Source organism: Enterobacter sp. BNK-18 (genome assembly GCF_047456135.1).
In the GTDB taxonomy this organism is placed as follows: domain Bacteria; phylum Pseudomonadota; class Gammaproteobacteria; order Enterobacterales; family Enterobacteriaceae; genus Enterobacter; species Enterobacter ludwigii.
The window spans coordinates 3800938-3823642 of sequence record NZ_CP179899.1; the positions used below are offsets into that span (position 1 = coordinate 3800938).

23 protein-coding genes are annotated in these 22705 nt (G+C 53.6%); 18 read left to right on the forward strand and 5 right to left on the reverse strand.

What is annotated here, in order from left to right; all coding sequences use genetic code 11:
* The first annotated feature begins 48 nt into the window (after window positions 1-48).
* From rsmG to phoU, 17 genes are all read left to right on the forward strand, one after another.
* Entirely contained in the window at window positions 49-672 is a 624-nt protein-coding gene (rsmG, locus tag ACMGG3_RS18295; RefSeq protein WP_032679279.1) for a 16S rRNA (guanine(527)-N(7))-methyltransferase RsmG, read from the forward strand.
* 616 nt (window positions 673-1288) lie between these two features.
* Window positions 1289-1669, forward strand: coding sequence for a F0F1 ATP synthase subunit I (gene atpI, locus ACMGG3_RS18300; protein WP_008500194.1), 381 nt, complete (start codon window positions 1289-1291; stop codon window positions 1667-1669).
* 8 nt (window positions 1670-1677) lie between these two features.
* Entirely contained in the window at window positions 1678-2493 is an 816-nt protein-coding gene (atpB, locus tag ACMGG3_RS18305; RefSeq protein WP_014172280.1) for a F0F1 ATP synthase subunit A, read from the forward strand.
* 49 nt (window positions 2494-2542) lie between these two features.
* A complete protein-coding gene (gene atpE / locus ACMGG3_RS18310; protein ID WP_000429386.1) occupies window positions 2543-2782 on the forward strand; it encodes a F0F1 ATP synthase subunit C in 240 nt (79 codons plus the stop codon).
* A 48-nt stretch (window positions 2783-2830) separates the two neighbouring features.
* On the forward strand, window positions 2831-3301 hold the full coding sequence (gene atpF / locus ACMGG3_RS18315; RefSeq protein WP_003862370.1) for a F0F1 ATP synthase subunit B: 471 nt from the start codon (window positions 2831-2833) through the stop codon (window positions 3299-3301).
* 14 nt (window positions 3302-3315) lie between these two features.
* Window positions 3316-3849, forward strand: a complete 534-nt coding sequence (atpH, locus tag ACMGG3_RS18320; protein ID WP_014172281.1) for a F0F1 ATP synthase subunit delta — start codon at window positions 3316-3318, stop codon at window positions 3847-3849.
* Between the two features lie 12 nt (window positions 3850-3861).
* The gene (atpA, locus tag ACMGG3_RS18325) at window positions 3862-5403 is read left to right on the forward strand and encodes a F0F1 ATP synthase subunit alpha (RefSeq protein ID WP_006808751.1); all 1542 of its coding nucleotides are present in this window, start codon (window positions 3862-3864) and stop codon (window positions 5401-5403) included.
* 51 nt (window positions 5404-5454) lie between these two features.
* A complete protein-coding gene (atpG, locus tag ACMGG3_RS18330) occupies window positions 5455-6318 on the forward strand; it encodes a F0F1 ATP synthase subunit gamma (protein WP_020882764.1) in 864 nt (287 codons plus the stop codon).
* Between the two features lie 31 nt (window positions 6319-6349).
* On the forward strand, window positions 6350-7732 hold the full coding sequence (atpD, locus tag ACMGG3_RS18335; RefSeq protein ID WP_006177559.1) for a F0F1 ATP synthase subunit beta: 1383 nt from the start codon (window positions 6350-6352) through the stop codon (window positions 7730-7732).
* A gap of 20 nt (window positions 7733-7752) precedes the next feature.
* Window positions 7753-8172: a F0F1 ATP synthase subunit epsilon gene (locus ACMGG3_RS18340; protein WP_006177560.1), complete on the forward strand. Its 420-nt coding sequence runs from the start codon at window positions 7753-7755 to the stop codon at window positions 8170-8172.
* 305 nt (window positions 8173-8477) lie between these two features.
* Window positions 8478-9848: a bifunctional UDP-N-acetylglucosamine diphosphorylase/glucosamine-1-phosphate N-acetyltransferase GlmU gene (glmU, locus tag ACMGG3_RS18345; protein ID WP_025202719.1), complete on the forward strand. Its 1371-nt coding sequence runs from the start codon at window positions 8478-8480 to the stop codon at window positions 9846-9848.
* 228 nt (window positions 9849-10076) lie between these two features.
* Window positions 10077-11906, forward strand: a complete 1830-nt coding sequence (glmS, locus tag ACMGG3_RS18350) for a glutamine--fructose-6-phosphate transaminase (isomerizing) (protein WP_044857050.1) — start codon at window positions 10077-10079, stop codon at window positions 11904-11906.
* 321 nt (window positions 11907-12227) lie between these two features.
* Window positions 12228-13268 carry a phosphate ABC transporter substrate-binding protein PstS gene (gene pstS, locus ACMGG3_RS18355; protein ID WP_014172287.1) on the forward strand — a complete coding sequence of 347 codons (1041 nt, stop codon included), beginning with the start codon at window positions 12228-12230 and terminating at the stop codon, window positions 13266-13268.
* A gap of 80 nt (window positions 13269-13348) precedes the next feature.
* The gene (gene pstC / locus ACMGG3_RS18360; RefSeq protein WP_014172288.1) at window positions 13349-14308 is read left to right on the forward strand and encodes a phosphate ABC transporter permease PstC; all 960 of its coding nucleotides are present in this window, start codon (window positions 13349-13351) and stop codon (window positions 14306-14308) included.
* A complete protein-coding gene (gene pstA, locus ACMGG3_RS18365) occupies window positions 14308-15198 on the forward strand; it encodes a phosphate ABC transporter permease PstA (protein ID WP_014172289.1) in 891 nt (296 codons plus the stop codon). The genes pstC and pstA overlap by 1 nt, the downstream gene beginning before the upstream one ends.
* 47 nt (window positions 15199-15245) lie before the next feature.
* Window positions 15246-16019, forward strand: coding sequence for a phosphate ABC transporter ATP-binding protein PstB (pstB, locus tag ACMGG3_RS18370; RefSeq protein WP_014172291.1), 774 nt, complete (start codon window positions 15246-15248; stop codon window positions 16017-16019).
* Window positions 16020-16033: 14 nt separating this feature from the next.
* The gene (gene phoU, locus ACMGG3_RS18375) at window positions 16034-16759 is read left to right on the forward strand and encodes a phosphate signaling complex protein PhoU (RefSeq protein ID WP_008500182.1); all 726 of its coding nucleotides are present in this window, start codon (window positions 16034-16036) and stop codon (window positions 16757-16759) included.
* An 84-nt stretch (window positions 16760-16843) separates the two neighbouring features.
* On the opposite strand, the gene yieH is transcribed toward phoU, so the two are convergent.
* Window positions 16844-17509, reverse strand: a complete 666-nt coding sequence (gene yieH / locus ACMGG3_RS18380; protein WP_014172293.1) for a 6-phosphogluconate phosphatase — start codon at window positions 17507-17509, stop codon at window positions 16844-16846.
* A gap of 165 nt (window positions 17510-17674) precedes the next feature.
* Between yieH and ACMGG3_RS18385 the strand changes: the two genes are divergently transcribed.
* On the forward strand, window positions 17675-19012 hold the full coding sequence (locus ACMGG3_RS18385) for an NCS2 family permease (protein ID WP_138614807.1): 1338 nt from the start codon (window positions 17675-17677) through the stop codon (window positions 19010-19012).
* Window positions 19013-19099: 87 nt separating this feature from the next.
* Here the strand turns inward: ACMGG3_RS18385 and ACMGG3_RS18390 are convergent, their stop codons facing one another.
* The 4 genes from ACMGG3_RS18390 to ACMGG3_RS18405 all read right to left on the reverse strand — a co-directional run bounded on the left by ACMGG3_RS18390 (window position 19100) and on the right by ACMGG3_RS18405 (window position 22687).
* Window positions 19100-19666 (reverse strand): NADPH-dependent FMN reductase, encoded by a 567-nt coding sequence (locus tag ACMGG3_RS18390; RefSeq protein ID WP_414149359.1) that lies wholly within the window; start codon window positions 19664-19666, stop codon window positions 19100-19102.
* Between the two features lie 36 nt (window positions 19667-19702).
* Window positions 19703-20449, reverse strand: a complete 747-nt coding sequence (locus ACMGG3_RS18395; RefSeq protein WP_014172296.1) for a 4'-phosphopantetheinyl transferase family protein — start codon at window positions 20447-20449, stop codon at window positions 19703-19705.
* Between the two features lie 122 nt (window positions 20450-20571).
* Complete coding sequence (yidZ, locus tag ACMGG3_RS18400; RefSeq protein ID WP_040018322.1) at window positions 20572-21543, reverse strand: HTH-type transcriptional regulator YidZ; 972 nt, start codon at window positions 21541-21543, stop codon at window positions 20572-20574.
* Window positions 21512-22687: an MFS transporter gene (locus ACMGG3_RS18405; protein WP_068795368.1), complete on the reverse strand. Its 1176-nt coding sequence runs from the start codon at window positions 22685-22687 to the stop codon at window positions 21512-21514. The genes yidZ and ACMGG3_RS18405 overlap by 32 nt, the downstream gene beginning before the upstream one ends.
* Window positions 22688-22705: the final 18 nt, after the last annotated feature.

Sequence of the window (22705 nt, forward strand, 5' to 3'; positions counted from 1 at the left end):
GGCCCGGTAAGCGCCACCGGGCAATTTATGTCTAAACAGGTACCCACTGTGCTCAATAAACTCTCTCGTCTGCTGGAACAGGCAGGTATTTCGCTCACCGATCACCAGAAAACTCAGCTGGTGGCCTATGTCGATATGCTGAACAAATGGAATAAAGCGTACAACCTGACGTCTGTTCGCGACCCCAACGAGATGCTGGTTCGTCATATCCTCGATAGCATCGTGGTTGCGCCGTATCTTAAAGGGGAGCGCTTTATCGATGTGGGCACAGGTCCTGGCCTGCCGGGGATCCCGCTGTCGATTGTCCGCCCTGAGAGCCATTTCACGCTGCTGGACAGCCTTGGCAAACGCGTCCGTTTTTTACGTCAGGTACAGCATGAGCTGAAGCTGGAGAATATCGCCCCTGTACAGAGCAGGGTAGAGGCGTTCCCCGCGGAGCCACCGTTTGACGGTGTTATCAGCCGCGCGTTTGCGTCGCTCAATGATATGGTGAGCTGGTGTAAGCACTTGCCTGCACAAGATGGCCGCTTTTATGCCCTGAAAGGGCAGTTGCCGGGCGATGAAATTGAACAGCTTCCGGAGGGTTTTGCTGTCGAATCCGTTGAGAAATTAAACATTCCTCAGCTTGAGGGTGAACGCCATCTGGTGATAATTAAGCCAAACAATTTTTAAATATTTAATAAAAATTGTGGAATTCGTGCTGTTCTGACCATGTTAAATAACAGCACTAATTCTCTGGTTTTACCGAAGAGAGTTTAACCTCTGTGTTACTAAGGTTTTTCTAACGGTTAACGTAACAGCCATTGTTCAGCATGAAGATAGTCAACATCGAAAATATCAGCCTGCTAAAAGTGGAATACGGCAACCAGAATCGAATGTTAAATATTTATTAAGAATGTCAATAAAAGGTTTTTATTGTATACCGGGCTGTTTTGAAAATAGTTACGATAATTTGTCTTTAATTTCATAAAGATGAAATAAACCGATTTGCGTCTTTGATAAATACACCCTTATCGCAAATGTGTGTTTTGTGATCTCGTGCACGCTTTGTAGCCAACGTTTTCGCGCTGTTTGCAGTTTTGGTCGAAGGTCGTGGCTTTCAGGAAAAGTTAAAAAATAGCGGCGGGGAAAAATATTTAAACATTTATTCACCTTTTCGCTACTTAATGTTTGAAATCACGGGTGCGCACCGTATAATTTGACCGCTTTTTGATGCTTGACTCTGAGCCTTAAAGGACGTTTTATACGACACGCGGCATACCTCGAAGGGAGCAGGAGTAAAAACGTGATGTCTGTGTCGCTCTTGAGTAGAAACGTTGCTCGTAAGCTTCTGTTCATTCAGTTTCTGGCTGTGATAGCAAGTGGACTGCTGTTTAGCCTCAAAGACCCCTTCTGGGGCATCTCCGCCGTGTGCGGGGGTTTGGCGGTTGTTCTGCCAAACGTATTGTTTATGATTTTTGCCTGGCGTCATCAGGCGCATACACCCGCCAAAGGCCGTGTGGCCTGGTCCTTCGCTCTCGGTGAAGTGTGTAAGGTGTTGCTGACCTTTGCTCTACTGGTGATGGCGCTGGCGGTTTTGAAAGTGGTATTCATGCCGCTGATAGCAACGTGGGTTTTGGTGCTGGTGGTACAAGTTCTGGCTCCAGCTGTAATCAACAACAAAGGGTAAAAGGCATCATGGCTTCAGAAAATATGACGCCGCAGGATTACATAGGTCACCATCTGAATAACCTTCAGCTGGACCTGCGTACATTCTCGCTGGTGGATCCGCATAACCCCCCGGCCACCTTCTGGACGATCAACATCGACTCCATGTTCTTCTCGGTCGTTTTGGGTCTTCTGTTCCTGGCCATGTTCCGCGGTGTTGCGAAAAGAGCGACCAGCGGTGTTCCAGGGAAATTCCAGACGTTCATCGAAATGATCATCGGCTTCGTCCATGGCAGCGTCAAAGACATGTACCATGGTAAGAGCAAGCTGATTGCTCCGCTGGCCCTGACCGTGTTCGTTTGGGTGTTCCTGATGAACCTGATGGACCTGCTGCCAATCGATTTCCTGCCGTGGATTGGCGAACATGTCCTCGGTCTGCCAGCACTGCGCGTGGTGCCGTCCGCTGACGTGAACATCACCCTGTCGATGGCGTTGGGCGTGTTTATCCTGATTCTTTTCTACAGCATCAAAATGAAAGGCGTAAGCGGCTTCGTGAAAGAGCTTACCTTGCAGCCGTTCAACCACTGGGCGTTTATTCCGGTCAACCTGATCCTGGAAGGCGTTAGCCTGCTGTCCAAACCTGTTTCACTGGGTCTGCGACTGTTCGGCAACATGTATGCGGGTGAGCTGATTTTCATTCTGATCGCGGGTCTTCTGCCGTGGTGGTCACAGTGGATTCTGAATGTGCCTTGGGCCATTTTCCACATCCTGATCATTACGCTGCAAGCCTTTATCTTCATGGTTCTGACGATCGTCTATCTGTCGATGGCGTCTGAAGAGCACTGATTTTTTACCAACACTACTACGTTTTAATTGAAACAAACTGGAGACTGTCATGGAAAACCTGAATATGGATCTGCTGTACATGGCTGCCGCTGTGATGATGGGTCTGGCGGCTATCGGTGCTGCGATCGGTATCGGCATCCTCGGGGGCAAATTCCTGGAAGGCGCAGCGCGTCAACCTGATCTGATTCCTCTGCTGCGTACTCAGTTCTTTATCGTTATGGGTCTGGTGGATGCTATCCCAATGATCGCTGTAGGTCTGGGTCTGTACGTGATGTTTGCTGTCGCGTAGTAGTAGTTTTAAAACCCTAAGCCACAGATATTAAAGAGGTATTGTGCTGTGAACATGAACGCAACAATCCTCGGCCAGGCCATCGCGTTTATTCTCTTTGTCTGGTTCTGCATGAAGTATGTATGGCCGCCTTTAATGGCTGCCATCGAAAAACGTCAGAAAGAAATTGCTGACGGTCTGGCTTCTGCAGAACGCGCTAAGAAAGATTTGGACCTTGCACAGGCCAACGCGACAGACCAGCTGAAAAAAGCGAAAGCGGAAGCTCAGGTTATCATCGAACAGGCTAACAAACGCCGTTCGCAGATCCTGGACGAAGCCAAAGCTGAAGCAGAACAGGAACGTACTAAGATCGTGACACAAGCTCAGGCTGAAATTGAAGCTGAGCGTAAACGTGCTCGCGAAGAACTGCGTAAGCAGGTTGCGATTCTGGCTGTTGCTGGCGCCGAGAAGATCATCGAACGTTCCGTGGATGAAGCTGCTAACAGCGACATCGTGGACAAACTTGTCGCTGAACTGTAAGGAGGGAGGGGCTGATGTCTGAATTTGTTACGGTAGCTCGCCCCTACGCCAAAGCAGCTTTTGACTTTGCTGTCGAACACCAAAATGTCGATCGCTGGCAGGATATGCTGGCGTTTGCCGCTGAGGTGACGAAAAACGAACAAATGGCCGAGTTGCTTTCTGGTGCGTTAGCGCCTGAAACTCTCGCCGCGTCGTTTATCGCCGTGTGCGGAGAGCAACTGGATGCCAATGGTCAGAACCTGATTAAGGTAATGGCAGAAAATGGTCGTCTCCGTGTGCTCCCGGATGTTCTCGAGCAGTTTGAGCACTTACGTGCCCTTAGTGAAGCTACCGCTGAAGTCGAAGTGACTTCTGCGACTGAACTGAGTGATGAACAGCTTGCGAAAATCACCGCCGCGATGGAAAAACGTCTGTCACGCAAAGTTAAGCTGAATTGCAAAATCGATAAGTCTGTAATGGCAGGCGTAATCATCCGTTCGGGTGATATGGTCATTGATGGCAGCGTACGCGGCCGTCTTGAACGCCTTGCAGACGTCTTGCAGTCTTAAGGGGACTGGAGCATGCAACTGAATTCCACCGAAATCAGCGAACTGATCAAGCAGCGCATTGCTCAGTTCAGTGTTGTGAGCGAAGCTCACAACGAAGGTACTATTGTTTCTGTAAGTGACGGTGTTATCCGCATCCACGGCCTGGCCGATTGTATGCAGGGTGAGATGATTTCCCTGCCGGGTAACCGTTACGCTATCGCACTGAACCTGGAGCGCGACTCCGTAGGTGCAGTTGTGATGGGTCCATACGCTGACCTCGCCGAAGGCATGAAGGTTAAGTGTACTGGCCGTATTCTGGAAGTACCGGTTGGCCGTGGCCTGCTGGGTCGCGTTGTTAACACCCTGGGTGCACCAATCGACGGTAAAGGTCCGGTTGAGCACGATGGCTTCTCCCCAATCGAAGTTATCGCACCAGGCGTTATCGACCGTCAGTCCGTTGATCAGCCAGTGCAGACTGGTTATAAGTCCGTTGATGCCATGATTCCAATCGGTCGTGGCCAGCGTGAACTGATCATCGGTGACCGTCAGACCGGTAAAACCGCGATGGCTATCGACGCCATCATCAACCAGCGTGACTCCGGCATCAAATGTGTGTACGTGGCTATCGGCCAGAAAGCGTCCACCATTTCTAACGTGGTTCGTAAACTGGAAGAGCACGGCGCGCTGTCTAACACCATCGTTGTTGTGGCGACCGCTTCTGAATCTGCTGCACTGCAATACCTGGCACCATACGCCGGTTGCGCAATGGGCGAATACTTCCGTGACCGCGGTGAAGATGCGCTGATCGTATACGATGACCTGTCTAAACAGGCCGTTGCATATCGTCAGGTTTCCCTGCTGCTCCGTCGTCCACCTGGACGTGAAGCGTTCCCTGGCGACGTATTCTACCTCCACTCTCGTCTGCTGGAGCGTGCTTCCCGCGTTAACGCGGAATACGTCGAGAACTTCACCAAAGGTGAAGTGAAGGGTAAAACCGGCTCTCTGACCGCGCTGCCAATCATTGAAACCCAGGCGGGTGACGTTTCCGCGTTCGTTCCGACCAACGTAATCTCCATTACCGATGGTCAGATCTTCCTGGAAACCAACCTGTTTAACTCCGGTATTCGTCCGGCAGTTAACCCGGGTATCTCCGTATCCCGTGTGGGTGGTGCTGCTCAGACCAAGATCATCAAGAAACTGTCCGGTGGTATTCGTACCGCGCTGGCACAGTATCGTGAACTGGCTGCGTTCTCTCAGTTCGCATCCGATCTGGACGAAGCAACCCGTAAACAGCTGAGCCACGGTCAGAAAGTGACCGAGCTGCTGAAGCAAAAACAGTACGCACCAATGTCTGTTGCTCAGCAGGGCCTGGTTCTGTTCGCGGCTGAACGCGGTTACCTCGAAGATGTGGAACTGGCGAAAATCGGTAGCTTCGAAGCCGCTCTGCTGGCTTACGTCGACCGTGATCACGCTCCGCTGATGCAAGAGATCAACCAGACCGGTGGCTATAACGACGAAATCGAAGGCAAGCTGAAAGCTATCCTCGATTCCTTCAAAGCAACCCAATCCTGGTAATCGTCCGGCGGCTTGTCTCAGGACAAGCCGCCTGGCATTGAGGAGAAGCTCATGGCCGGCGCAAAAGAGATACGTAGTAAGATCGCAAGCGTCCAGAACACGCAAAAGATCACTAAAGCGATGGAGATGGTCGCCGCTTCCAAAATGCGTAAATCGCAGGATCGCATGGCGGCCAGCCGTCCTTATGCAGAAACCATGCGCAAAGTGATTGGTCACCTTGCAAACGGTAATCTGGAATATAAGCACCCTTACCTGGAAGAACGCGACGTTAAGCGCGTGGGCTACCTGGTGGTGTCGACCGACCGTGGTCTGTGTGGCGGCTTGAACATTAACCTGTTCAAAAAACTGCTGGCGGATATGAAAGCATGGTCTGAAAAAGGCGTTCAGTGCGATATCGCAATGATCGGCTCTAAAGGCGTCTCTTTCTTTAACTCCGTTGGTGGCAACATTGTCGCTCAGGTGACGGGTATGGGTGATAACCCTTCCCTGTCCGAGCTGATCGGCCCGGTTAAAGTGATGTTGCAGGCTTACGATGAAGGCCGTCTGGACAGACTGTACGTTGTCAGCAACAAATTTATTAACACCATGTCTCAGGTTCCAACGCTCACTCAGATGCTGCCTTTACCGGCATCAGAAGATGACGAGCTGAAGCAAAAATCCTGGGATTACCTGTATGAACCCGATCCGAAACCGCTGTTGGATACCCTGCTGCGTCGTTACGTTGAATCTCAGGTTTATCAGGGCGTTGTAGAAAACCTGGCCAGCGAGCAGGCCGCACGAATGGTGGCGATGAAAGCCGCGACCGATAATGGCGGCAGCCTGATTAAAGAGCTGCAGTTGGTTTACAACAAAGCTCGTCAGGCCAGCATTACTCAGGAACTCACCGAGATCGTCTCGGGGGCCGCCGCGGTTTAACCAGGTTTACGAATTACGTAGAGGATTCAAGATGGCTACTGGAAAGATTGTCCAGGTAATCGGCGCCGTGGTGGACGTCGAGTTCCCTCAGGACGCCGTACCACGCGTGTACGACGCGCTTGAGGTACAGAATGGTAACGAGAGCCTGGTGCTGGAAGTTCAGCAGCAGCTCGGCGGCGGTATCGTGCGTACCATCGCGATGGGTTCTTCCGACGGTCTGCGTCGTGGTCTGGAAGTTAAAGACCTTGAGCACCCGATCGAAGTCCCGGTAGGTAAAGCAACACTGGGTCGTATCATGAACGTATTGGGTCAACCAATCGACATGAAAGGCGACATCGGTGAAGAAGAGCGTTGGGCTATCCACCGCGCAGCACCTTCCTACGAAGAGCTGTCCAGCTCTCAGGAACTGCTGGAAACCGGCATCAAAGTTATCGACCTGATGTGTCCGTTTGCGAAGGGCGGTAAAGTTGGTCTGTTCGGTGGTGCGGGTGTAGGTAAAACCGTAAACATGATGGAGCTGATCCGTAACATCGCGATCGAGCACTCCGGTTACTCCGTATTTGCGGGCGTAGGTGAACGTACTCGTGAGGGTAACGACTTCTACCACGAAATGACCGACTCCAACGTTCTGGACAAAGTATCCCTGGTTTACGGTCAGATGAACGAGCCACCAGGAAACCGTCTGCGCGTTGCGCTGACTGGCCTGACTATGGCTGAGAAGTTCCGTGACGAAGGCCGTGACGTTCTGCTGTTCGTTGATAACATCTATCGTTACACCCTGGCCGGTACTGAAGTATCTGCACTGCTGGGTCGTATGCCTTCAGCGGTAGGTTATCAGCCGACGCTGGCGGAAGAGATGGGTGTTCTTCAGGAACGTATCACCTCTACCAAAACCGGTTCTATCACCTCCGTTCAGGCGGTATACGTACCTGCGGATGACTTGACTGACCCATCCCCAGCCACCACCTTTGCGCACCTTGACGCAACCGTGGTACTGAGCCGTCAGATCGCGTCTCTGGGTATTTACCCGGCCGTTGACCCGCTGGACTCCACCAGCCGTCAGCTGGATCCACTGGTTGTGGGTCAGGAACACTACGACACCGCGCGTGGCGTACAGTCCCTGCTGCAGCGTTACCAGGAACTGAAAGACATCATCGCCATCCTGGGTATGGATGAGCTGTCTGAAGAAGACAAACTGGTGGTAGCACGTGCGCGTAAGATCCAGCGCTTCCTGTCCCAGCCGTTCTTCGTTGCGGAAGTATTCACCGGTTCTCCGGGTAAATACGTTTCCCTGAAAGACACCATCCGTGGCTTTAAAGGCATCATGGAAGGCGAATACGATCACCTGCCGGAGCAGGCGTTCTACATGGTTGGTTCCATCGACGAAGCCGTGGAAAAAGCCAAAAAACTTTAACGCCTTAATCGGAGGGTGATATGGCAATGACTTACCACCTGGACGTCGTCAGCGCAGAGCAACAAATGTTCTCTGGTCTGGTCGAGAAAATCCAGGTAACGGGTAGTGAAGGTGAACTGGGTATTTTCCCGGGTCACGCACCGCTGCTCACCGCCATTAAGCCTGGTATGATCCGCATCGTTAAACAGTTCGGTCATGAAGAGTTTATCTATCTGTCCGGCGGCATTCTTGAAGTGCAGCCTGGCAGCGTGACCGTTCTGGCCGATACCGCTATTCGTGGCCAGGATCTCGACGAAGCACGAGCCCTGGAATCGAAGCGTAAGGCTGAAGAGCACATTAGCAGCTCTCATGGTGACGTGGATTACGCTCAGGCGTCTGCGGAGCTGGCCAAAGCGATCGCGAAACTGCGCGTTATCGAGTTGACCAAAAAAGCGATGTAACACCGGCTTGAAAAGCACAAAGCCAGTCTGGTTTCCAGGCTGGCTTTTTTTATGGTTTCGTATCACACCGATCTTTATTCATGATCCAAAAGAATAGCTAAGCTATTGTGTGTGCTAGCGACTTACCGCGAGAAGGCTATTTTCCAGAGAAAAAGGGGTTTACTCTGCCCCTAAAAATCGCCTCAAATAGCCATTATTGGCTGATGTTGAACGTTTTACCGCCACTCCATTTTATGACGCAAAATATGTAGAATTTTCAACGTCAACGGGTTTAACTTCTTACTCAAATTACAGTCAGGACGCGTATGTTGAACAATACAATGAGCGTGGTCATCCTTGCCGCCGGTAAAGGTACCCGCATGTATTCCGATCTTCCAAAGGTACTGCACACGCTGGCAGGAAAGCCGATGGTGCAGCATGTCATTGATGCCGCTAATGAACTGGGTGCTCGTCAGGTCCATCTGGTCTATGGTCACGGCGGCGATCTGCTTAAAAAGACGCTGAACGATGACAAACTCAACTGGGTGCTTCAGGCAGAACAGTTGGGGACTGGACACGCCATGCAGCAGGCCGCCCCGTTCTTTGCGGATGACGAAGATATTCTGATGCTTTACGGCGACGTCCCGCTGATCTCTGTCGACACCCTTGCCCGCCTGCGTGAAGCTAAACCGCAGGGTGGCATCGGGTTGTTAACTGTCGTACTTGACGATCCGACCGGCTATGGCCGCATTACCCGCGAAAACGGTAACGTAACGGGTATCGTTGAGCATAAAGATGCCAGCGACGCACAGCGTCAGATTCAGGAGATCAACACCGGTATCCTGATTGCCAATGGCGCGGACCTGAAGCGCTGGCTGTCGAAGCTCAACAACAATAATGCGCAGGGTGAGTACTACATCACCGACATCATCGCGATGGCCTATCAGGAAGGGCGTGAGATTGCGGCGGTTCATCCGGCACGGATTAGCGAAACCGAAGGGGTGAATAACCGCCTTCAGCTTTCCCGCCTGGAACGCGTTTATCAGTCCGAACAGGCTGAAAAACTGCTCCTGGCAGGCGTTATGCTGCGCGACCCGGCGCGTTTCGATCTGCGCGGGACCTTATCTCACGGGAGCGACGTTGAAATCGATACTAACGTTATCCTTGAAGGCAACGTCACGCTTGGCCACCGCGTCAAAATTGGTGCCGGTTGTGTTATCAAAAACAGCGTCATCGGTGACGACTGCGACATTAGCCCGTACAGCGTGGTTGAAGATGCACATCTGGACGCGGCATGCACCATTGGGCCGTTCGCACGCCTGCGCCCTGGCGCTGAATTGCTCGAAGGCGCCCATGTTGGCAACTTCGTTGAGATGAAAAAAGCGCGTCTGGGCAAAGGTTCCAAAGCCGGCCATTTAACCTACCTGGGCGATGCAGAGATTGGCGATAACGTGAACATTGGTGCAGGAACAATCACCTGCAACTATGACGGTGCCAACAAGTTTAAAACCATCATCGGTGATGATGTGTTTGTCGGTTCTGATACACAGCTGGTGGCACCGGTGACGGTCGGGAACGGGGTAACCATTGCCGCCGGGACGACCGTGACGCGCGATGTTGCCGACAATGAGCTGGTGCTGAGCCGCGTGCCGCAGGTTCACAAGCAGGGCTGGAAACGCCCGGTGAAGAAAAAGTAACGACCTGCACCCTGCTCTCTCTCGCGAGGAGAGCGCTCGTTCGGTGCGGTGTTTTTTGCCCTCGCCCCTCTGGGGAGAGGGATGGGGTGAGGGGATAACATAATCCTCCCCCCAAAGGCAGTACTTATAACAATAACCCCACTCTCTACAAGGCTCGGGGTGCCCGGAAAGGGCAAATACAGGTCAGCGACAACGCATGGCATAACGCCATAATCAGGAAATTAAACTATGTGTGGAATTGTTGGCGCAGTTGCGCAGCGTGATATTGCTGAAATCCTTCTCGAAGGTTTACGTCGTCTGGAATACCGTGGTTACGACTCTGCCGGTCTGGCAGTTGTGGATGCAGAAGGGCATATGACCCGTCTGCGTCGTCTCGGTAAAGTGCAGATGCTGGCCCAGGCTGCGGAAGATCATCCGCTGCACGGTGGTACGGGTATTGCGCACACCCGCTGGGCGACCCACGGCGAACCGTCTGAAGGCAATGCGCACCCGCATGTGTCCGAACACATCGTGGTCGTGCATAACGGCATTATCGAAAACCACGAACCGCTGCGCGAAGAACTTAAAGCGCGCGGCTATACCTTCGTCTCTGAAACCGACACCGAAGTTATTGCTCACCTGGTTCACTGGGAGCTGGAGCAGGGCGGTACACTGCGTGAAGCGGTGCTGCGCGCTATCCCTCAGCTGCGCGGTGCATACGGTACGGTAATCATGGATTCACGCGATCCGTCCACGCTGCTGGCCGCACGTTCCGGTAGCCCAATGGTTATCGGTCTGGGCATGGGCGAGAACTTTATCGCCTCTGACCAGCTGGCACTTCTGCCGGTTACCCGTCGCTTTATCTTCCTGGAAGAGGGTGATATCGCGGAAGTGACGCGTCGCAGCGTGACGGTATTCGATACCAAAGGCGAGCAGGTGAAACGCCCGGAGATCGAATCCAATCTGCAGTACGACGCAGGCGACAAAGGCGCTTACCGCCACTACATGCAGAAAGAAATTTACGAGCAGCCGAACGCCATCAAAAACACCCTGACCGGGCGCATCAGCCACGGCGAGGTGGACCTGAGCGAACTGGGTGCCAACGCCAATGAGCTGCTCGGTAAGGTTGAGCATATTCAGATCGTGGCCTGCGGTACCTCCTACAACTCCGGTATGGTCTCCCGCTACTGGTTTGAATCCCTGGCCGGTGTTCCGTGTGACGTGGAAATCGCTTCAGAATTCCGCTACCGCAAATCCGCGGTGCGTCGTAATAGCCTGATGATCACCCTTTCCCAGTCTGGCGAAACGGCGGACACCCTGGCGGCGCTGCGTCTCTCTAAAGAGCTGGGCTATCTGGGCTCTCTGGCCATCTGTAACGTGCCGGGTTCTTCGCTGGTTCGTGAATCCGATCTGGCGCTGATGACCAACGCAGGCACGGAAATCGGCGTGGCCTCCACCAAAGCGTTTACCACTCAGCTGACCGTTCTGCTGATGCTGGTGGCGAAACTGGCGCGTCTGAAAGGGCAGGATGCGGCTGTTGAGCATGACATCGTTCATGGCCTGCAGGCGCTGCCAAGCCGTATTGAGCAGATGCTGTCTCAGGACAAACGCATTGAAGCGCTGGCGGAAGATTTCTCTGACAAACATCACGCCCTGTTCCTCGGCCGTGGCGATCAGTATCCAATTGCGCTGGAAGGCGCGTTGAAGCTGAAAGAGATCTCCTACATCCACGCGGAAGCTTACGCAGCAGGCGAGCTGAAACACGGCCCGCTGGCGCTGATTGACGCAGACATGCCGGTCATCGTTGTGGCACCTAACAACGAACTGCTGGAAAAACTGAAGTCCAATATCGAAGAAGTCCGCGCCCGCGGTGGTGTACTGTACGTCTTCGCCGATAAAGACGCCGGCTTTGCGAGCAGCGACAATATGCACATCATCGAGATGCCACATGTGGAAGAGGTGATTGCCCCTATCTTCTACACCGTTCCGCTGCAGTTGCTGGCCTACCACGTCGCGCTGATCAAAGGCACTGACGTTGACCAGCCACGTAACCTGGCGAAATCGGTCACCGTAGAATAATCCCCTCAGGCTCCACCTTCGGGTGGAGCTTTTTTACCCTTCATGGTTTGTTTTTAATCAACCCATCCGCATTTTTATTTATGACAATCTGTCATCTTCAGCTACTTTTTTCAGTGTCACATAAAGAAAATATTTCTGAAAACTTGCTGTCATGTAAGTGGTTAACTAGATGATAATTAAATGAATTTTTACTGACATTTAAGCTAAATTTTCATTGTCATAAAACTGTCATAATTCGTACATTTATCTGTCACCTGTTTGTCCTATTTTGCTCATCGTAGCCACTAAACAACGATTTACGAAAATCTTGCAGGAGACATTATGAAAGTTATGCGTACCACTGTCGCAACTGTTGTCGCCGCGACCTTATCTCTGAGCGCGTTCTCTGTATTTGCAGAAGCAAGCCTGACTGGCGCTGGTGCAACCTTCCCTGCGCCGGTGTATGCCAAATGGGCGGATACCTACCAGAAAGAAACCGGTAACAAGGTTAACTATCAGGGTATCGGCTCCTCCGGTGGCGTAAAACAAATTACCGCGAATACCGTTGATTTCGGCGCATCAGACGCTCCACTGTCTGATGACAAACTGGCGCAGGAAGGCCTGTTCCAGTTCCCGACCGTTATCGGTGGTGTTGTGCTGGCCGTTAACATTCCAGGCCTGAAATCAGGCGAGCTGGTCCTGGACGGCAAAACCCTGGGTGACATCTACCTCGGTAAAATCAAAAAATGGGATGACGAAGCCATCACCAAACTGAACCCGGGTGTCAAACTGCCTTCGCAGAACATCGCAGTGGTTCGTCGTGCAGATGGTTCCGGTACCTCTTTCGTTTTCACCAGCTACCTGGCGAAAGTGAACGAAGAGTGGAAATCTAAAGTCGGTTCCGGCTCTACCGTTAACTGGCCAACCGGTCTGGGTGGTAAAGGCAACGACGGTATCGCCGCGTTCGTACAGCGTCTGCCTGGTTCTATCGGCTATGTAGAGTATGCGTACGCTAAGCAGAACAACCTGTCCTACACCAAACTGGTTTCTGCCGATGGCAAGCCAGTCAGCCCGACTGAAGAGAACTTTGCTAACGCTGCAAAAGGCGCTGACTGGAGCAAATCCTTCGCTCAGGATCTGACTAACCAGAAAGGCGACGGTGCGTGGCCAATCACCTCTACCACCTTCATTCTGGTTCACAAAGAGCAGAAGAAACCTGAGCAGGGCGCTGAAGTGTTGAAGTTCTTCGACTGGGCGTACAAAAACGGCGGCAAACAGGCTAACGCGCTGGATTACGCCACCCTGCCGGACAACGTGGTTGAGCAGATTCGCGCTGCATGGAAAACCAACGTGAAAGACAGCAGCGGTAAAGCATTGTATTAATTTAGTATTCTGACGAAAATGGCGGGTGGCGCTCGCGCTACCCGCCGATTTCGTAAACGCGTTTAACAGAAGAGTGATTTATGGCTGCAACAAAGCCTGCATTTAACCCTCCGGGTAAAAAAGGTGACATGATTTTCAGCGCGCTGGTCAAACTGGCTGCGCTGATTGTGCTATTGCTGCTGGGCGGCATTATCGTGTCCCTGATTTTCTCCTCCTGGCCGAGCATCCAGAAATTTGGTTTCTCCTTCCTGTGGACCAAAGAGTGGGATGCGCCGAACGATATCTACGGTGCGCTGGTGCCGATTTACGGCACGCTGGTGACCTCGTTTATCGCCCTGCTGATTGCGGTGCCGGTGAGCTTTGGTATCGCCCTGTTCCTGACGGAACTGGCGCCGGGCTGGCTGCGTCGTCCACTGGGTATCGCCATTGAACTGCTGGCCGCTATTCCAAGTATCGTGTACGGCATGTGGGGCCTGTTTATCTTTGCTCCCCTGTTCGCAACGTATTTCCAGGAACCGGTGGGTAATGTTCTCTCTGCCATTCCGTTTGTCGGCACCCTGTTCTCTGGCCCGGCTTTCGGTATCGGTATTCTGGCTGCGGGGGTGATCCTCGCCATTATGATTATTCCGTACATTGCGGCGGTAATGCGCGATGTCTTCGAACAAACCCCGGTGATGATGAAAGAGTCGGCCTACGGCATCGGCTGCACCACCTGGGAAGTTATCTGGCGCATCGTCCTTCCGTTCACCAAAAATGGGGTGATTGGCGGCGTCATGCTGGGTTTAGGCCGTGCTTTGGGTGAAACCATGGCGGTGACCTTTATTATCGGTAACACCTACCAGCTCGACAGCGCCTCCCTCTACATGCCGGGTAACAGTATTACTTCCGCACTGGCGAATGAATTTGCCGAAGCGGAATCCGGGCTGCACGTCGCGGCGCTGATGGAACTGGGCCTGATCCTGTTTGTGATTACCTTCATTGTGCTGGCGATCTCCAAGCTGATGATCCTGCGTCTCGCAAAAAATGAGGGGGCACGCTAATGGCAACTCTCGAAATGCAAAGCACCACTGCGCTGGCGGAATCCCGTCGCAAAATGCAGGCGAAGCGTCGTTTCAAAAACCGCGTTGCGTTGACGCTCTCAATGGCAACGATGGCGTTCGGTCTGTTCTGGCTGGTCTGGATCCTGTTCTCGACCGTTGTGCGCGGCATCGACGGGATGTCGCTGTCACTGTTCACCGAGATGACGCCGCCGCCAAATACGGCGGGTGGCGGCCTGGCGAATGCCCTGGCGGGAAGCGGTTTGCTGATCCTCTGGGCGACGGTAGTTGGTACGCCGCTTGGCATTATGGCGGGGATTTATCTGGCGGAGTACGGGCGTAAATCCTGGCTGGCAGAGGTGATTCGTTTCATTAACGACATCCTGCTGTCTGCGCCGTCTATCGTGGTCGGTCTGTTTGTTTACACCATTGTGGTGGCGCAAATGGAACACTTCTCCGGCTGGGCAGGTGTGATTGCGCTGGCGCTGCTGCAGGTACCTATCGTCATTCGTACCACCGAGAACATGCTGAAACTGGTGCCGGATAGCCTGCGTGAAGCGGCTTACGCGCTGGGCACGCCGAAGTGGAAAATGATCTCTGCGATTACGCTGAAAGCCTCCGTATCGGGGATCATGACCGGTATCCTGCTGGCCATTGCCCGTATTGCAGGCGAAACGGCGCCGCTGCTGTTTACTGCCCTCTCCAACCAGTTCTGGAGTACGGACATGATGCAGCCGATCGCCAACCTGCCGGTGACGATTTTTAAATTTGCGATGAGCCCATTCGCGGAATGGCAGCAGCTGGCCTGGGCCGGGGTGCTGATCATTACCCTTTGCGTACTGTTGCTGAACATTCTGGCGCGCGTCATTTTCGCGAAGCAGAAACACGGTTAAATTTTTACGGCGCGGCAGATCGCGGCGCCGAATGAGGAAATGAGTCAATGAGTATGGTTGATACTGCCCCGGGTAAGATTCAGGTTCGTGATTTGAACTTCTACTACGGCAAATTCCATGCCCTGAAGAACATCAACCTGGATATCGCCAGGAACCAGGTCACGGCATTTATCGGTCCGTCTGGCTGTGGTAAATCCACGCTGCTGCGTACTTTTAACAAAATGTATTCGCTCTATCCGGAGCAGCGTGCCGAAGGTGAAATCATCCTGGACGGCGATAACATTCTGACCAACAGCCAGGATATCGCCCTGCTGCGTGCGAAAGTCGGGATGGTGTTCCAGAAACCGACGCCGTTCCCGATGTCCATCTATGACAACATCGCCTTTGGCGTACGTCTGTTTGAAAAGCTCTCCCGTACGGATATGGATGAGCGCGTTCAGTGGGCTTTGACCAAGGCCGCATTATGGAACGAAACCAAAGATAAGTTGCACCAGAGCGGTTACTCTCTCTCCGGTGGTCAGCAGCAGCGTCTGTGCATTGCGCGTGGTATCGCCATTCGCCCGGAAGTGTTGTTGCTGGATGAGCCGTGTTCAGCTCTGGACCCGATCTCAACCGGCCGTATTGAAGAGTTGATCACCGAGCTGAAGCAGGATTACACCGTGGTTATCGTGACCCACAACATGCAGCAGGCTGCGCGTTGTTCCGATTACACGGCGTTTATGTACCTGGGCGAGTTGATTGAGTTCAGCAATACGGACGATCTGTTCACCAAGCCCGCTAAAAAGCAAACAGAAGACTATATCACCGGTCGTTACGGTTGATTCAGGAGCGCGCTATGGACAATCTCAATCTTAACAAACACATTTCAGGCCAGTTCAACGCAGAGCTGGAAAGTATTCGCACTCAGGTGATGACCATGGGTGGCATGGTTGAGCAGCAGCTTTCCGATGCCATTACCGCGATGCACAACCAGGACAGCGAGCTGGCGAAGCGCGTTATCGAAGGTGATAAAAACGTCAATATGATGGAAGTCGCCATTGATGAAGCCTGCGTGCGTATTATCGCCAAGCGTCAGCCAACGGCGAGCGACCTGCGTCTGGTTATGGCGATCATCAAAACCATCGCCGAGCTGGAGCGTATTGGTGACGTTGCGGATAAAATCTGCCGCACCGCGCTGGAGAAATTCTCTCAGCAGCACCAGCCACTGCTGGTGAGCCTCGAGTCGCTGGGTCGTCATACCGTGCAGATGCTGCATGACGTACTGGATGCCTTTGCGCGAATGGATCTGGACGAAGCGGTACGTATCTACCGTGAAGACAAAAAGGTCGACCAGGAGTATGAAGGCATCGTGCGTCAGCTGATGACCTACATGATGGAAGACTCCCGTACGATCCCAAGCGTCCTGACCGCGCTGTTCTGCGCGCGCTCAATCGAGCGTATCGGTGACCGTTGCCAGAACATTTGCGAATACATCTTCTACTTCGTGAAAGGACAGGATTTCCGTCACGTTGGCGGCGATGAGCTGGACAAGCTGCTGGCGGGTAAAGATCCGAAAGAGTGATGCGCTAACATGCCCGGTGCTGCTGAGCTTACCGGGCCTGCGAGCCTTATAGGCCGGATAAGCGTCAGCGCTATCCGGCTTTTTTTAGCGAGTAATATTCCACCCGCGAGCCTTCCACAATTCTGGCAGCTGCGCCAGATCGGTGAAGGTCGTCACTTTTGGATGATCGATCGGTTTGTTGTGCGGATCGGCGCAGAAGTAAAACACCTCCATACCCGCATCAATCCCCGACTGCGCTCCCGCAGAAGAGTCATCCACCAGAATGCAGTTCGCCACGTTAACGTTCATCGCTTTTGCTGCATGGAACATCAACGCCGGGTCTGGCTTCCAGCGCTGGATATCGTAGCCGCTGAACAGTTTTTCCGGGAAGTGGTGCAACATTTCAAGCTTACCCAGCGAGTGCTGCATTTTGCTGACCGGACCGTTCGAGACCACGCAGATGGGCACCGTCATCGCATCCAGAAGCGCATTCGCCCCGGCAATGACCTCCAGTTCGGAGTCGAAGAGGCGTGCGACCTCGGCGCGGTAGACCGGCTCCAGATCTGCTTTCGCCAGATCCACACCGTGCTCTTCGTTAATGATGTCGATGATCTCGTAGAGCTTCACACCTTTAAAGCGTTTAAACACCTCTTCGAGATCCAGCGTAATGCCAAATTCCCTGAACATGGTCACATACGCGCGGGAACAAATGACCTCACTGTCGACCAGCGTACCGTCGCAGTCGAAAAATACCGCTTCAATTCCGGACATGCCTTTCCCTTTTTACAAGTTTAACGTTTACGTACGGCAGTTTAATGAGACGCAATCGTTGCCGTATAAGCAAAATCAATGAAAAAAGTATCTTGTAACCGCCACTATTGTCGCATTTTGGTATAGGATAGCGACGAATTTTCCCTCCTTGTTCGGAAATTGATGATGAGTCAACAACACACTACCCAGACATCTGGTCAGGGTCTGCTTGAGCGCGTGTTTAAACTGCGTGAGCACGGCACAACGGCACGCACCGAAGTGATCGCCGGTTTCACCACCTTCCTGACGATGGTCTATATCGTTTTTGTTAACCCACAAATTCTTGGCGTTGCTGGCATGGACACCAGCGCCGTCTTCGTGACCACCTGTCTGATCGCTGCGCTGGGCAGTATCCTGATGGGTGTGTTCGCTAACCTGCCCGTGGCGCTGGCCCCGGCAATGGGTCTGAACGCTTTCTTCGCGTTCGTGGTCGTCCAGGCGATGGGTCTGCCATGGCAGGTCGGCATGGGCGCTATCTTCTGGGGCGCGGTTGGCCTGCTGTTGCTGACCATTTTCCGCGTACGTTACTGGATGATAGCCAATATTCCGGTGAGCCTGCGCGTGGGGATTACCAGCGGTATTGGTCTGTTTATCGGCATGATGGGTCTGAAAAACGCAGGCGTTATCGTGGCTAACCCGGACACGCTGGTGAGCATCGGTCACCTGACCTCGCACAACGTGCTGCTGGGCGTGCTGGGCTTCTTTATCATCGCTATCCTGGCTTCGCGCAATATTCATGCGGCCGTGCTGGTTTCCATCGTGGTCACCACGCTACTGGGCTGGATGCTGGGCGATGTGCAGTACAAAGGGATTGTCTCCGCGCCACCGAGCGTGTCTACCGTCATTGGGCACGTCGATCTGGCAGGCTCCCTGAACCTGGGGCTGGCGGGCGTGATTTTCTCCTTCATGCTGGTTAACCTGTTTGACTCCTCCGGTACGCTGATTGGCGTGACCGACAAAGCCGGCCTGGCGGATGAGAATGGGAAATTCCCGCGCATGAAGCAGGCGCTGTTTGTTGACAGTGTCTCCTCTGTCACCGGCGCGTTTATCGGTACATCGTCTGTTACCGCTTACATTGAATCCTCTTCAGGTGTCTCTGTGGGTGGCCGTACCGGTCTGACGGCGGTTGTGGTGGGTATCCTGTTCCTGCTGGTGATCTTCCTGTCACCACTGGCGGGCATGGTGCCTCCGTATGCGGCAGCCGGCGCGCTGATCTACGTGGGGGTGTTAATGACCTCCAGCCTGTCGCGCGTGAAGTGGGATGATTTAACCGAAGCGGTGCCTGCGTTTATTACCGCGGTGATGATGCCGTTTAGCTTCTCGATCACCGAAGGTATCGCGCTGGGCTTTATCTCCTACTGCGTCATGAAGATTGGTACCGGTCGCTTCCGCGACCTCAGCCCGTGCGTCATCATTGTGGCGCTGCTGTTTGTGCTGAAGATTGTTTTTATTGATGCCAAATAAACAGAAAGCCCTTTTCGACGAAAAGGGCTTTTGTGTTTGCGCCCTCTCCCTGTGGGAGAGGGCCAGAGTGAGGGTGTCAGGCTACGTTTAAGCTGTCACTCGCTTAATATAATCACCAAACGCGGTGAGCTGGCCAGAAAGATGGTCACGCGTACTTTGATCCACCACTTCACCCGTCTGCGGGTCGACCTTGTTCTGAATCACGCCCCCCATAAATTCCGGTTTGTTCATTACCATCGCATCCAGGAAGACCAGGATCTGACGCAGATGGTACTGGCAGCGTGCCCCGCCAATCGCGCCCATAGAGCTGGTCTGGATCAGCACCGGTTTACCCGACAGCGGCTGCTCCGGGAGACGGGATAACCAGTCAATGGCGTTCTTCAGGCCACCCGGGACGGAGTAGTTATATTCAGGCGTAACAATGACCACGCCGTCTGCCTGACGGATCTGCTCTGCAAGCGCTTCTACGCTCTGTGGAAACCCTTCTTCCTGCTGCACATCCGCGTCGTAAAGCGGAATGTCGCCAATCGATGGCAGGGCGCTAATGTCCATACCTGCCGGTGCCAGCTGAGGCAGCGTGCGGGCAACCATCCCGTTAAATGAACCTTTGCGCAGGCTTCCCAGTAACGTAACAACTTTCAACGTATCAGACATGATTACTCCTGTTTCATCATGATGACCCTGAATGGATCAGCTAAGGGTATATGCTTTTTCTGCCGGTAAACTGGTTAATCTCATCAGGCGCGCGGCGGGTTCGTTGGCTCGCTCGGGCACATCCGGAAGGCTACTCCATCCGTGTTGACTGTCAAATTCCCAGATTTTCAATCGTTCGATGGCGGGAGTCACCGCGATGGACCAAATCAGTACGTCTTCAGCATCGCTGAGCGCCTCTACCAGCGTGGCTTTAGCGGAACGCAGGCGTCCGGAGCCTGGAAGCAATTGCAGCAGGCTGGCGTCGTCTGATGCACAGCCACAGAGCTTTCGAATGCTCTGGCGTAAGGTAATGAGCTGAGCTCTGGCCTCGATGGGATCGTTCTGGTTACGCACCCACAGCTTTTCATTGCTGGAAAGCGGGTAGTCATCGTGCGGGTTCGCGCCGTGGAAGCCGCGGGTTGCGTGCTGAAGCTCCATGTCCAGGCCGCAATCCCCTTCAGTGGTGAGCGCGACGCCAATGATATTGCCCGTATAGGCAATGGAGAAACGCGGCAGCTCCGGGTCGGCAAAGACCGGGCGGCCTTCAGGTTGGGTGAGGATATCCGGCAGTTCACTGGTGCCGTACAGCATGAACATCAGCTCAGCGAGAAGCGCGCGGGATGCCAAAAACCGCGTCCGGCGATGCTCCGGCAGTTTACGTGCTTCCTGGTGACACGCGGATGAAATTCTGGCCGATACGAGATGTCCCTCTGTCAGTATCCCTCTTGCAAAGTGCGTTGCCATTTTTCGCTCCTTGATAATGGTCGTATTCGGTTAAACGGTTACATGATTATCGCTTAACTTGCCTTCTGTTTTAATCAGTAAATGGGAGTAAGAGAAGCCTGAGGACCCAACTTTACATTTTCTTAGGCAAAAATAAGCGCTGGAGCGGCATATAGCGCTTTGATTGTCTCACGGAGCCAGAGGATTTTCGGATTATGGCTGTTTCGTTTATGCCAGATCAGCGTGAAAGGAACGGTCAGTTTTTCAGCCTGGGCTTCATCAATGGGAATGGGCAGGGCGATCAGCTTACGCTGGTGGAGTTGATTATAGTGATGGCAGTAGTGTGGCGCCGTGGCGATGTAGTTATGGCCGGGCTGCGCCGCCATAAACATCGACTGTTCGAAACCGGGCAGGCTCATGGCGATATTACGCTCACGTCCCATCTCTCTGAGCACCTCATCAAGCGCCCAGGTGTCGCTGCGCTCCCAGAAGATGCTGATATGCGGATAGCGCAGGAAAGTCTCCAGATTCCACTCTTCCTGAAGAGCCGGATGATCTTCGCGCAAATAGACGCAGGGGCGGTCGCTGAACAGAATTTCGTAGTCGATAAACCACGGCATCAGCTTCAACAGCTCGCGGGAGCGCGGATGCGTTTCACGGCCCGTGAAGCCAAGATCGACTTCTCCGCGCGTAATGGCATCCACCGAGTCGTAATCCCAGTGGCGCATCTTTACCGTGGCCTGTGGATAGCGCTGATTGACCTGCTCGAGCAGGGCATTAAAACGGATCAACATCAGAGGCGTTTCCGCGGCCAGCACGAACGTCAGCCCGCCCGGGGAGTCATGATGGAATTTATCGAGGATCTGATTGCCAATCTGCATCCAGTCGGCCAGATCCTGCTCCAGACTCATCGTCAGCGGTGTCGGCAGCAGGCCTAACGGTGTTTTCACAAACAGCGGATCGTCAAACCAGTCGCGCAGTTTCGCCAGCGATTTACTTACCGCGGACGGGGTCACGTTCATCCGTTTCGCGGCTTTGGTTACGCTGCGCTCCTGCAGCAAAAGCTGCAGGCACAACAACAGGTTAAGATCGAGACTGCTGATTGGCTTCTTCATAATGGGCCGCGGGCTGGATGACCATAAGTAAGGTAATGCAGAGCATGCTACAACCAATCAGAATCCCGATCAGCATATTGAGCGCATTAAGGCCGATGACCGCCGCCAGCCATATCCACAGCGACGAACCGCAGACCTGCGCAATACCCAGTACCGAGCTTGCCACACCCGCGCGCAGCGAGAACGGGCCAAGTGCCTGACTCATCGCCACGCCAAAGCCGACGGAGAAGCCGGCGCAAATCAGCGTAATCCCTACCAGCATCAGCGCATGTGTGCTGGTGGTCGCCAGAATCCCCCCCGCAGCGAGGAACAGCACCTGCGAAGTTAGCATGAGCGTGCGCTGACGGAAGATATTCAGTGCGAACGGCGTCGAGAACGAGACGGCCATACTGACCATCGCGGTGAGTGCCATCACGGTGGAATACTCACCGCGATCAAACCCCATGGTCTCCATCAGCAATACCGGGGAAACGTTTACATACGTCAGGATCACCGCCACGCTCAGTGTGGTAATGGCCAGGCGACTCAGGAAAAAGCGGTTTAGCAGCGTCTCGGCCGGATGAAGGGTTGCCGTATGGCCTGCGTTTTGCGAGCCTGGATGGGTCTCTTTCAGCACCGTGATCGAGAGGATAAAGACCAGCGCACCCATGGCCGCCATCGTCCAGAACAGGCTCTGCCACGGGAATTTCAGCATGATCAGATAGCCCACCACCGGCGCCATCACCGGAATGATGCAGGTAATACCGTTGAGCATGGAAAGCACTTTGGCACGGCGCTGGGCGCTTAAGGTATCGCGCAGGATGGCGAAGGCCACCACATAACAGCCACCGGCACCTACCCCCTGGATAAAGCGTCCTGTCAGGAACAGGGTACTGTCCTGGGCCAGGGAGCAGAGCATTGACGCCAGCGCGAAGATGATGGCACAGGTAATGGCCACGGGCTGACGACCCGCTTTGTCCGCGATTTTCCCGGCAAATACCATCGATGATGCCATCCCGGCGAGATAGGCCGAAAACGCAATATGCAGCTGCGCCTCGCTGGCACCCAGATCGCGGGCAATGTGCGGCAGCCCCACCAGATACATATCAATACCCGATGGATAGAGCAGAACCAGCGCAAAACTACAAAACAGAAAACGAGCCATAAACCCCCCATAGATGCA